The 11207-nt window shown below is 69.2% G+C and carries 10 protein-coding genes; 2 read left to right on the forward strand and 8 right to left on the reverse strand.

Annotation, left to right across the window (positions count from 1 at the left end; translation table 11 throughout):
* The 7 genes from ACOJSN_RS20835 to ACOJSN_RS20865 form a co-directional block, all read right to left on the reverse strand.
* The coding region (locus ACOJSN_RS20835; RefSeq protein WP_420114397.1) for a glycoside hydrolase family 2 protein at positions 1 to 919 on the reverse strand (919 nt) is incomplete at its 3' end.
* Between the two features lie 86 nt (positions 920 to 1005).
* Entirely contained in the window at positions 1006 to 1914 is a 909-nt protein-coding gene (locus ACOJSN_RS20840) for a carbohydrate ABC transporter permease (RefSeq protein ID WP_420114398.1), read from the reverse strand.
* Complete coding sequence (locus ACOJSN_RS20845; protein ID WP_420114399.1) at positions 1911 to 2792, reverse strand: carbohydrate ABC transporter permease; 882 nt, start codon at positions 2790 to 2792, stop codon at positions 1911 to 1913. The genes ACOJSN_RS20840 and ACOJSN_RS20845 overlap by 4 nt, the downstream gene beginning before the upstream one ends.
* 59 nt (positions 2793 to 2851) lie before the next feature.
* Positions 2852 to 4213, reverse strand: coding sequence for an ABC transporter substrate-binding protein (locus ACOJSN_RS20850; protein ID WP_420114400.1), 1362 nt, complete (start codon positions 4211 to 4213; stop codon positions 2852 to 2854).
* Between the two features lie 39 nt (positions 4214 to 4252).
* Positions 4253 to 5242: a Gfo/Idh/MocA family protein gene (locus tag ACOJSN_RS20855; RefSeq protein WP_420114401.1), complete on the reverse strand. Its 990-nt coding sequence runs from the start codon at positions 5240 to 5242 to the stop codon at positions 4253 to 4255.
* Entirely contained in the window at positions 5239 to 6252 is a 1014-nt protein-coding gene (locus tag ACOJSN_RS20860; RefSeq protein WP_420114402.1) for an alcohol dehydrogenase catalytic domain-containing protein, read from the reverse strand. The genes ACOJSN_RS20855 and ACOJSN_RS20860 overlap by 4 nt, the downstream gene beginning before the upstream one ends.
* A gap of 76 nt (positions 6253 to 6328) precedes the next feature.
* Positions 6329 to 8218: a glycoside hydrolase family 127 protein gene (locus ACOJSN_RS20865; RefSeq protein WP_420114403.1), complete on the reverse strand. Its 1890-nt coding sequence runs from the start codon at positions 8216 to 8218 to the stop codon at positions 6329 to 6331.
* A 218-nt stretch (positions 8219 to 8436) separates the two neighbouring features.
* Here ACOJSN_RS20865 and ACOJSN_RS20870 point away from each other — a divergent pair, with 218 nt between their 5' ends.
* Positions 8437 to 9453: a LacI family DNA-binding transcriptional regulator gene (locus tag ACOJSN_RS20870; protein WP_420114404.1), complete on the forward strand. Its 1017-nt coding sequence runs from the start codon at positions 8437 to 8439 to the stop codon at positions 9451 to 9453.
* A 10-nt stretch (positions 9454 to 9463) separates the two neighbouring features.
* On the opposite strand, the gene ACOJSN_RS20875 is transcribed toward ACOJSN_RS20870, so the two are convergent.
* The gene (locus ACOJSN_RS20875; protein WP_420114405.1) at positions 9464 to 10201 is read right to left on the reverse strand and encodes a hypothetical protein; all 738 of its coding nucleotides are present in this window, start codon (positions 10199 to 10201) and stop codon (positions 9464 to 9466) included.
* 111 nt (positions 10202 to 10312) lie between these two features.
* Here ACOJSN_RS20875 and ACOJSN_RS20880 point away from each other — a divergent pair, with 111 nt between their 5' ends.
* On the forward strand, positions 10313 to 11077 hold the full coding sequence (locus ACOJSN_RS20880) for an SDR family NAD(P)-dependent oxidoreductase (RefSeq protein WP_420114406.1): 765 nt from the start codon (positions 10313 to 10315) through the stop codon (positions 11075 to 11077).
* Positions 11078 to 11207: the final 130 nt, after the last annotated feature.

An 11207-nucleotide genomic window follows, 5' to 3' on the forward strand; every position in this document is an offset into this window, starting at 1 on the left:
AGCCCTGGTCGAGCACGAGCCGCTGGAACACACGCTCGCCGTTGATGAGCACCTGCTGCCCGCGCACCGACACGGACCGCAGACCGGCGTAGGACTCCACCGAGTCGATCGCCTCGCCGTCGGCGCCCACGAGGCTCACCGTGAGGTCGTACAGGTGCGGGTCCGTGGTGGACCACGGGCGCCGCCGGTCCTCGGGCAGGACCAGCCGGACCGACGGCGACATCTCGTCGTCGGCGGCTACCTCACCCGTGGCGACCACGCCCTCGGCATCGCGGATCTCGACGGCGAGGCGCAGCCCGTCGGTCTGCCGCCTCAGGCTGGCCTCGACGTCGAAGGCGCCATCGACGAATCGCGGCGTGATGCGGATCCGCTCGATCCGCTCGCTGGGAACCGCCTCGAGCCAGACCGTCTGCCAGATGCCTGTGGTGCGGGTGTAGTGGCAGGTGGCGTTGGCGTACAGGGTCGACTGCTTGCCGCGTGCCTGCGGGCCGCTCTTGGGGTCGCGGGCACGCACGACGATCGTCACGTCCTCACCGGGCCCGGCCACGCCGGAGAGGTCTGCGCTGAAGGGGGTGAACCCGCCACGGTGGCGCGCCACCTCCACGCCGTTCGCCCACACGGTCGCGTCGTGGTCCACGGCACCGAAGTGGAGCAGCACGTGCGCGCCGGCCCAGTCGGCCGGGAGCGTCACGGTGCGGCGGTACCAGACCGCGTGCAGGAAGTCGACGTCCTCGATGCCGGACGCCTTCGACTCGGGTGCGAACGGCACCGTGATCTCCTGCGCGAGGTCGCGCTCGAGCAGACCGCGCTCCAGGCCCGAGTCACCGCGGTCGGTCTCGAACTGCCAGGGTCCGTTGAGGCTGAGCCAACGCTCGCGCACGAACTGCGGGCGCGGGTGCTCGGGGCGGGGAACGGTCATGCGTGATCACTCCGGAGATTCGTAGGTGTACAGCGCTGTAAACGTGTGGGGTCCATCTTGTCACGGGGTGGTGCGGATGCGCTACGTCATCCCTTGATCCCGGTGAGCGTGACGCCCTCCACGAAGTAGCGCTGCAGCACGAAGAACAGCACCACGATCGGCAGGATCACCATCAGGGAGGCTGCCATCAGCAGACCCCACTGTGCGGTGTAGGCGCTCTGGAAGGTGGCCAGCCCGAGCGCGAGCGTGAAGTTGTCGCTCGACGTCAGGTAGAGCAGCGGCCCGAGGAAGTCGTTCCACACCCCGATGAAGGTGAAGATCACGACCACCACGATCACCGGCTTCGAGAGCGGCATCACGATGCGCAGGAACACCTGCCAGGGGTTGGCGCCGTCGATGTAGGCGGCCTCGTCCATCTCGTACGGGATCGTGAGGAAGAACTGCCGGAACAGGAAGATGTTGAACACGCCGCCTCCCGCACCGGCGAAGAAGGCCGGCAAGGTCAGCGGGATGAAGGTGTCCAGCGCACCGAGGGCAGCCCAGCCGACGAACGTGGGGATCAGCGTGACCGCGTACGGCAGCATCACGCCGGTCAGCAGGATCCCGAACACCACGTTCCGACCTCGCCACCGCAGTCGCGCGAAGCTGAAGGCCGTCAACGAGCATGTCAGCACCGTTCCGGTGACCACGAACACCTCGATGATCATCGTGTTGAGGAAGTAGCGGGCGAACGGCTGCGCGGTCAACGCGTCCGGGAAGTTCTCCCACGCGAACGGGTTCGGGAACCACTGCGGCGGGTTGATGAAGATCTGCGCGTCGGTCATCAGTGCGCTGCGGATCAGCCAGGCGAACGGCGCGAGCATCACGATGGCGCCGACCGCCAGGATCACGAACATCATCGCCCTGGTGACCGGCTTGCCGCCGGTCTGCTGGGCGCCGCGACCGCGGCGGCGCCGTCGGCCGACCTCCAGCACCGACTGCATGGACGAGCTCATCGGGTGTCTCCCGTCTCGTAGTAGACCCAGCTCCGGGCGTTGCGGAACAGCAGCACCGTGATCACCAGCACGATGAGGAACAGCACCCAGGCGAGCGCGCTGGCGTACCCCATCTCGCTGTCGGTGAAGGCCTTCGTGTACAGGTAGTAGATGTAGAAGAGCGTCGCGTGATTCGGCCCGCCGCTCGTCATGATGTAGGCCTGGTTGAAGACCTGGAACGTGCCGATCACACCGGTCACGAGGTTGTAGAAGATCACCGGCGTCATGAAGGGCAACGTGACGTGACGGAACTTCGACCAGGCGTTCCCGCCGTCGAGCGCCACTGCCTCGTAAAGCTGGCGAGGCACGCCTTGAAGTCCGGCAAGGAAGATCACCATCGCGTTCCCGAAGCCCCAGGTGCTCATGATGATGAGCGAGGGCACCGCCGTCGACTCGGAGTAGATCCAGTTGGACGTGGGCAACCCGAACGCTCGCAGCACCGAGTTGAAGAGCCCGGAGTCGGGGTTGAAGATCCAGATCCACAGCACCGCGCTGGCCACGGCCGGCACGAGGGTCGGCAGGTAGTAGATGGTGCGCCACATCGACTGCCACCGCCACCCGGCGTTGACCAGCATCGCGACCACGAAGCCGACGAACAGCGCGATCGGCACTGCCGCCAATGTGTAGTACGTGGTCACGCCGAGCGACTTCCAGAACAGCGGGTCCTGCGTCAGCGCCACGTAGTTGTCGAACCCGATCAGCTGCGGCGTCCCCCCGACAGTCCAATCCGTGAGGCTGAAGATGAACGAGGCGACCATCGGCCCGATCGTGAAGATCAGGAACCCCAGGATCGCCGGCATCGCGAACAGCACCCCCCACCGGGCCTCCGACCGTGCCATGCCACTGCGGCGCCCCCCGCGGCGTGCACCGCGGGGGGCCGTGGCCGTGGTCGCGCCGCTCACACCAGCGGATTCGGGTAGAAGCCCTGCAGCATCCCGTCGTTGAGCTGCTCGGCGATCTCGTCCATGACGTCCTGGACGCTCTCCTCACCGGTCTGGACACGCTCGAGCGCCGGCGAGACGACCTTGTCGATCGCCTCGTAGTTCTTCAGCGTCTCGGCGAAGTACCGCTTGGAGCTGGACATCGTGTAGTCGACGACTGCGGTGCGGTACTCCTCCGGGTGCACGTCGTTGTCGGTCCACGTCGCGATGTGCTCGGGCTCGGTGTAGTACTTCTCCTCCACCGGCATCCACAGCCCCGCACCGAACAGACCCACCACGGACGGATCGGACTGGTAGGTGTACAGCTCCAGCGCCGCCTCCACGTGCTCGGTCTCCGCGGAGATCCCGATCGCGCCGCCCATCGAGGCCGTCATCGGAGTCCCGTAGCTGGGCAGCACGCCGATACCGAAGTCGAAGTCCGACTGGCTGATGTCGAGCAAGGCCCACTGGCCGTCGATCGCCATCGCCAGCCGGTTCGAGGCGAGCTGCGCCGGCGTGGACGGTGCGTTGTTGCCGAGCTGCGTCGGCGACGGCGCCACACGGTGCTCGTGCATGAGGTCGACCAGGTTCTGCAGCACCGTGACCGCCTCGGGGCTGTTGAGCTGCGTGGTGGTCCCGGACTCGTCGACGACGTCCACCCCGTTGCTCAGCAGCAGCCCGTACCAGGCGGCCGACCACATGTTCGCGAGGGTGCCGAAACGAGCCACCTGAGTGCTGTCGAAGCCCTCCTCGTCAGGTCGGCGGCCGCCCTGATCCACCGTGAGCCGGTAGGCCGCATCCACGAAGTCGTCCCAGCTCCACGCGGAGTCCGCTGTGACCGGAGGCAGGTCGACGCCCGCCTCGGCGAACGCCTCCTTGTTGGTGAACAGGCACATGATCTCCAGCGCCGCGGGCGTGCCGAAGGTCTGGGTCTCGGTCCAGTAGTTGTAGGCCTCGGGTAGCCGGTTACCGATCCCGGGGTAGTCCTCGAAGTAGGGGCTGAGGTCGAGCAGCCTGCCCTGCTCGGCGAGCCGGTACGCCATCCCGTTGGAGATGTAGGCGACATCGGGCATCCGGTTGCTCGCGACCAACGCGTTGAGCTTGGTGTCGTAGTCGTCAGGTGTGTACAGCGGTTCGACCGTGAGGTCTTCGAGGGTCTCCCCGAACGAGGAGAGCATGTCCTCGACGGCCTCCTGCTCCGCCGTCGAACCCCAGAACATGTACTGGAGCTTCGGACCGCCGGAGCTGCATGCCGTGAGCGAGCCGCCGATGGCGATGCCCGCGGCGGTGAGGCCGCCGAGACGCAGCGCGTCCCGGCGGCTGAGGAAGATCGGCTTCATTGTCGGACTCCTTGGGTGGGTGGGAACTGCGGTCGCGCCTCAGGCGCGGGGGTCGACGGCGATGCGCCGCCCGGTCTGGAAGGACGTGATGGCCGCGTGGGCGAGTTCGAGGGCGCGCCGGCCCGCGGCGGCCGGCACGGGAGGCGGCGCGCCCGCCCGCAGCGCCGCGAGCACCTCCTCGACGTGCCGGTCGAACGTCGCGTGGAAGCCACGCGCCTCGTCGTCGAAGTAGCCGGCCTCCCACACGCGGCGCTCGGCGTCGCCCGCACGCGAGATCTCAAGTCGACGCACCGTGTCGTGGATCGTGAGCCGGCCCTCGGTGCCGTTGACCTCGATCAGCTGGCTGTCGGGGTAGGCGTAGGAGGAGTCGTAGCTGCCGAGCATCGTGGCCACCACGCCGTCGGCCAGCTCCAGCGCCAGCGCGACCGTGCTGTAGTCGCCGTAGGTCGCATCGGTCATCTGCGCCGCGACCGAGGTCACCGGCCCGACGAGGTGCTCGACCATGTCGAAGCCGTGGCACTGGGTCTCGATGAGGTTGGCGTGCGGCGACGTGCCGTGGTTCGCCTCGCCACCGAAGCGCCAGGTGACGAACACCGGGCGACCCAGCTCGCCGCCGTCGATCGCTGCCTTCGCGCGGATGACTGGCTCGGCGTACCGGTGGTTGAAGTTGATGGCGAAGAAGCTGCCCGAGGCCTCGGCCGCCGCGAGCAGCGTGTCCGCTTCCGCGAGGTCGAACACGAGCGGCTTCTCGACCAGCAGGTTCACGCCCGCTTCGAGCAGCTGGCGGGTGACGGCGAAGTGCCCCTCGTTCGGCAGACACACGCTCACCAGGTCCGGCGACTGTTCGGCCAGCATCGCCGCGACGTCGGTGTACGCCTGCGTGGCGAACGCTGCCGCGCGGTGCTCGGTCCGCTCCGGCGTGCGACCTGCGATCGCGACCAGCTCGGTGTCGGAGCGGCCGGAGAAGATGCGGGCGTGCTCGGCACCCCACGCCCCGGCGCCGACCACGGCCACGCGGAGCGGGGTCACCGCGCACCGTCCTGGGTGACGACGACCTTGCCGGTACGGCCGGAGAGGAACAGCTCGAACGCCTCCGCGAGGTCGCCCACGTCCATGGGGTGCGTGATGACCTGCGCGAGATAGTCGCCGTGCTCGCGCAGCACGGCGAGATTCGCCGGCATCTCGTCGAACCGGAAGTACTCGCTGCCGAGCACCGCACGCTCGGGAGCGATCAGGTCGCGCGAGACGTCGATCCCCAGGCCCTCGCCATGGCCCACGCAGATCAGTGCACCGCGCTGGCTCAGCGAGGCCAGCGCCAGCTCGCGCGCTGCGGTCTTGCCTGAAGAGTCGAACGCGATGTCGGGCTGCAGCGCGCGCACGGCCTGCTCATCACCGGCGTGGACCGGGTTCGCGCCGAGCGTCGCTGCCAGCTCGAGCCGGAACTCGCTGACGTCGGTGACGTGCACCGGGAAGTCGTGGCCATAGCGGAGCTTGGCCATCGCCACCAGCCCCAACCCGATCGGCCCCGCGCCGACCACCAGCACGCTCTCGGTGTCGCTGCGCACGAGCTCCGCGCGCTCCAGCGCGTGCCCGCTGGTGCCCATGACATCGAGCAGCATCGTGGCGGCCACGAGCGAGACATCATCGGTGATCGGGAAGAACTGGCTCTCGTGCACGAGGGCGTACGGGCCGTAGCCGCCGTCGGACGTCTGCCCCACGTCCTGCCGCTTGGCCGAACACTGATTGGTCGCCCCCACCCGGCAGGACCGGCACTCGCCGCAGAAGTCCATGAGGTAGATGGCGCCGCGGGTGCCGACAGGCGAGCTCGTCCCGCTGCCTGCGGACTCGACCACACCGGCCGCCTCGTGACCCGGGACGATGCCGACGCCCTCGTGGTACTCATGACGATCGGTGCCGCAGATCGCGTTCGCGCCGATCCTGACACGCAGCTCGCCGGGCCCCGGGTCGCGGTACTCACGGTCCGCGACGCGGATGACGCCGCCACCGTCGAAATGGGGTGCGGGCGCGGTGATGCTCACGGTCGTGCCTCTTTCTGGGTAGGGGGTATCGCCGACGGACCGGCCGCGGTCCGTCGTTGGGGTGTCGGTCAGGCGCTCAGGCGTCCAGCGGCAGCCAGACCTTCATGGGCCCGATCTCACGGTTGGCCCACATGAAGTACGGGATGGCTACGAGTCGCGTCACCTCGCCGTCGGGCAGGTTGCGGGCGGGCCCGGTGACCACGGGGATGCCGCCGAACAGGTCGTCCCGCCATTCCTCGGCCAGGTCGAGCGAGGTGAGTGCGGCGTCGTCCACCGAGATCTGGTCCTGGTCCACGTGCTCGATCGCGTAGACGAGCGGACCCCGCTCGATGGCGACAGCGCCGCGCACGGCGTCGACGCGGTGGTGACCCCGTGTGGTGCGGGGCGCCGTGGGCAGAACCAGCCGGACGACGTCGCCCACTCGCCAGGTGCGCGCGATGCGCGCATACTCACCCGACGCCGTCGGAACGGGTGTTCCGTCGACCTCGAGCGTCGCGCCGCTCGCCCAGGCAGGGATCCGCAGCGACAGCTCCCACGGGTCCTCGCCCGTTGCCTCGACGGCGATCTCGATCTCGCTGTGCCAGGGGTAGTCGGAGGTCATCCGCAACCGCGCGGCGCCGTGATCGATGGTGGCGCTGCCGTATTGGTGCACCTGGATCCCGGCCCCGGAACCCGTGGCCAGGTAGTGGTGCCACGAAGCGAGGGTGCGCATGAGGTTCGTGGGGCAGCAGGAGCACCCGAACCACTCCTGCCGGCCAGCGGCCCCCATACGGTCGTCGTAGGCGACGGCACCCTCGCGCACCTGGAGGGTGTTGACGTAGAAGTAGCGGTTGCCATCGAGCGTCACGCCGGAGAGCACCGCGTTGTAGAGCTGCCGCTCGATCAGGTCCGCGTACTTGGCCTCGCCGGTCGCCAGCAGGAGCCGCCAGCTCCACTGGATGCTGGCGATCGCGGCACAGGTCTCCCCGTAGCCGCGGTCTGTCGGAAGCTCGTACGGGTCGCCGAACGCCTCCCCCTCCCAGCGGGAGCCGAGGCTGCCGTTGACGTACATCTTCGCCTCGACCATGTTGTCCCACTGCCGGCGGAGCGCCTCGAAGAGCTCCTCATCGCCGGTCTCGATAGCCACGTCGGTGGCGCCGGAGGCGAAGTAGACGGCCCGGACAGCGTGCCCCTCGGGATAGACGGTCTCGCGCACGGGGATCCGGTCGCTGAAGTAGACGGAGGTCCAGCCCTGCCAGGTGGGGTCGGTGAGGGTTCGGTGTCCGCGCATCTCCACGAAGTACGACGCCAGGTCGAGGTACCGCTGCTCACCGGTGACCCGGTACAGCTCCACGAGGGCCATCTCCACCAACGGGTGGCCGCAGGTCTCGCGCCGCTTGTCGAAGCCAAAGGTCGCGTCGAGGTGGTCGGCGGCCCGACGCGCCACCGCGAGCAGGTCCTCCTCGCCCGAGGTGCGGTAGCGCGCGACCGCCGCCTGGATCATCGTGGCCATGTTGAAGATCTCGTGGTCGTAGGAGATCCACTCGTAGCGGCCGCGCTTGCCGGCGGCCTGGTTGAAGGTCGAGAGGTAGCCATCGTCATCCTGTGCCGAGGCCGCGAGCCGGGCGTACTCCGCGAGCCAGCCCGCGACCTGCTCCGATCCCGCCCTTCCGTGCTCCCATGCCGCCGCCTCGAGCCATTTGAAGGCCTCGCCGTCCTCGAACACCGGACCGTGGTACGGCTCTCCCACGCTGCGTGCGGCCGCGTTCTCGAAGTTCGCCCACGCCTGCTGCCGCTCCAGGTGCGCGTGGCCCTTGACGATCGAGGTCGTCGCGTTCTCGCGCTGCAACTGCGCGAGGAAACCATCGGTGAGCTCGACGTCGCCGAAGCCCAGCGGCGTGAGCACCGTGGCGGAGCGGGGCTGGACCGGACCGCCGCCGCGCGTCTGCTGCCTGGTGGTGGTCGTGGTGTGCATGGTCTCGGTCACGAGGCTCCTCAAACTGAACGCCGATCGTGCGGCTCTGAACGAACGGCCCGGCTACGGCACCGGGCGACGCAGCCATGCTGGCATGGTCGGAACCTATTCCGCAACATGTTTCCGCTGTTTCCTCGAACGGAATCACGCGATCGGCGCGCGGAGCGCCACTGCGTCATCAACAGCCGAGTCACCGGTTAGAGTTTCCGGAAATCGCGAGGAGGTCGGATGTGAGCGACGGAAACAGGCGGACCACGATCCGCGATGTCGCAGCGCGCGCGGGGGTCTCCCCCGGCACGGTTTCGAAGGCGCTCAACGGCACTGGCCAGATCAGCGCCCAGACGCGTCAACGCGTGCTCGCCGCCGCCGCCGAGACCGGGTTCCGACCGAACGAGCTCGCCCGCAGCGTCTTCGAGCGACGCAGCTACACCGTCGGCATGATCACCACCGACAGCTTCGAGCGGTTCAGCGTGCCGGTGATGCTCGGCGCCGAGGACGCGCTCGGTGCCGGCCGGATCTCGGTCTTCCTGTGCGACAGCCGCGACGACCCGATCCGCGAGAAGCACTACATCGACGTGCTGCAGGGACGCCGCGTCGACGGCTTCATCGTGACCGGCCGCAGCTCGAACATCCGGCAGCCGCTCGCCGTGGAGCCCGGCACCCCAGTGGTCTACGCGCTCACGCCCTCAGCCGACCCGATCGACTGCTCGATCGTGGTCGATGACGCCGCAGCCGGAAGGATCGCCGGCGAGCACTTCCTCCGGATGGGGCGGAGCCGCGTGGCGCACATCACCGGCCCAGAGCATTTCGACGCGGCCCGCGAGCGCGCTGCCGGCCTCGAGCGGGCGCTCGCTGCGGCGGGCGCGCAACTCGTCGCGCCACCGTTCTTCGGCGGGTGGGGCGAGGAGTGGGGGCGGCAGGCGGGGCAGATGCTGTTGCGCACGCACCCTGACGTCGACGCGATCTACTGCGGCAGCGACCTGCTCGCCCGCGGCGTCGCGGACAGCCTGCGCGAGCTCGGCACGCATGTCCCCCGTGACGTCGCCCTGATCGGCACCGACAACTGGGAGATCATCGCAACCGGCACCCGGCCGGCTCTGACCACGGTGGATACCGCGCTCACCGAGGTGGGCCGTGTCGCTGCGGAACGCCTGCTCGACGCGATCGCCGGCCGGCCGCACTCCGGCGTGGAGCAGGTGCCTCCACGGCTGGTGCTGCGGGCGTCCACGGACGACTCGGCAGCCTGAACCGCGTCGATCAGACTGCGCGTGGGCTCTGCGCGTGCCCCTGCGCGACGGCCGATTCCGGTGAAGCCGCCTCCCGCCACTGCTCGCTGTGCGAGGCGTGCCGGAACCACCGCTCCGCACGCGGGTCGCCCTGGTCGCCGGGTCCCCAGGGCAGCCGCTGGGGCGCCGGGGGGAGGTCACGGCCGAACCACAGCACCTCGGCCAGCTCGGTGCGGCCCCAGGGGGCGTGCTGCAGGTTGACCCGGTCGACGGCGGGGAGCAGCTCGGCGATGTCCCTCAGGTCTTGTATCTGCTGCGTGAGCTGCCACCACTTGGCCAGGAAGTACCCGTGCTGCAGCACGGCCGTGGCCGCCGCCGACCCGACCGGCCGGATCTCGCCCGTGACCAGCATCGCGAGGATGTCGCCCGCCGTGCGGCCGCTGTCCAAGTACGGCAGGATCACCGACTCGCAGAGCGAGGCGACCTGCGCTGCGTTCCATCGACCCGGCACGGCCGCGCCTTCCGGATGCACCTGGCTGCCGACGTCGAGCCGGAACGCGATCGTGCGCCCGCCCTCGGGCAGCGGCAGGCTGGACTCCACCGTGAGCACGTCGATACGGCGGCCCCAACGCGGGAACGGCACGATCGTGGCCCGGTGTCCCGAGTCCGGGTCTTCGAAGGCGTCGGCGTGGCCGTTCTGATCCAGCCGCCGATACCCCAGCGACTGCACCCGTGCGCCGAACTGCGCGCGCACCTCACGAACGGACACCAAAGACCCCCTTGCTAGTGGTCACTTGGTAGTTGACGCTACAGGCTGATCCGGTGGCATTTCCACCCCGACGCGGTGGTGTTTGCCTCGAACGGAACGTTACCGTGCCTCATGCGCATCACCGAGGACACCGTGGTCCTGGTCACCGGCGGGGCCTCAGGCCTCGGCGCGGCCACCGTTTCCCGGTTCCATGACGACGGCGCAGCGGTCGTCGTGCTGGACCTGCCCGACTCCCCCGGGTCGGGTCTGGTCGAGCGGCTCGGGGGCCGCGCGAGGTTCGTCGCGGCCGACGTCCGGGACGACGAGCAGGTGAGCACCGCCGTCGAGCAGGCCACGGAGCTCGGCGAGCTGCGGGTGGTGGTGACATGCGCCGGGGTGGCCACGCCGGGCCGGCTGCTCGGCAAGCGCGGCGTGCTGCCGCTGGACGATCTCCGGCGTGTCATCGAGATCAACCTCATCGGAACGGCCAACGTGCTGCGCCTGAGCGCGGAGGCGATGTCGGCGAACGAACCGGTCGATGGCGAGCGTGGCGTGGTGGTGATGACGTCGTCGGTCGCCGCGTTCGACGGGCAGATCGGGCAAGCGGCCTACGCGGCCTCCAAGGGAGGCGTCGCGGCGCTGACGCTGCCGGCCGCACGTGACCTCGCGCAGCATCTGATCCGGGTGGTCTCGATCGCCCCGGGCACGTTCGAGACACCGCTGCTGGCCGGGCTGCCGGAGGAGACGCGGCACATGCTGGAGGCGCAGACGCCGCACCCGGCCCGACTCGGCCGACCAGACGAGTACGCCGACCTCGCTGCCCACATCGTGGCGAACCCGATGTTGAACGGTGAGACGATCCGCCTCGACGGCGCCCTCCGGATGCCGCCCCGCTGACGCACCGAGGTTTTCAACGCTCTACCGGCACCACGTGGTTTTCAACGCTCTTCCGGCACGGCACGGCTTTCTTTGCTGTTCCGGCGCGACAGGCGCCGGCCGCGGCATCGGGAGAGCCACGGCGTCCGCT

Source organism: Pseudactinotalea sp., from assembly GCF_048594945.1.
Lineage (GTDB): Bacteria > Actinomycetota > Actinomycetes > Actinomycetales > Beutenbergiaceae > Pseudactinotalea.

Bases quoted from the DNA above. Each gene is read 5' to 3' on its own strand.
- ACOJSN_RS20850 (WP_420114400.1), bottom strand. From the start codon at position 4,213: ATGAAGCCGATCTTCCTCAGCCGCCGGGACGCGCTGCGTCTCGGCGGC.
- ACOJSN_RS20840 (WP_420114398.1), bottom strand. From the start codon at position 1,914: ATGAGCTCGTCCATGCAGTCGGTGCTGGAGGTCGGCCGACGGCGCCGC.
- ACOJSN_RS20845 (WP_420114399.1), bottom strand. From the start codon at position 2,792: ATGGCACGGTCGGAGGCCCGGTGGGGGGTGCTGTTCGCGATGCCGGCG.
- ACOJSN_RS20880 (WP_420114406.1), top strand. From the start codon at position 10,313: ATGCGCATCACCGAGGACACCGTGGTCCTGGTCACCGGCGGGGCCTCA.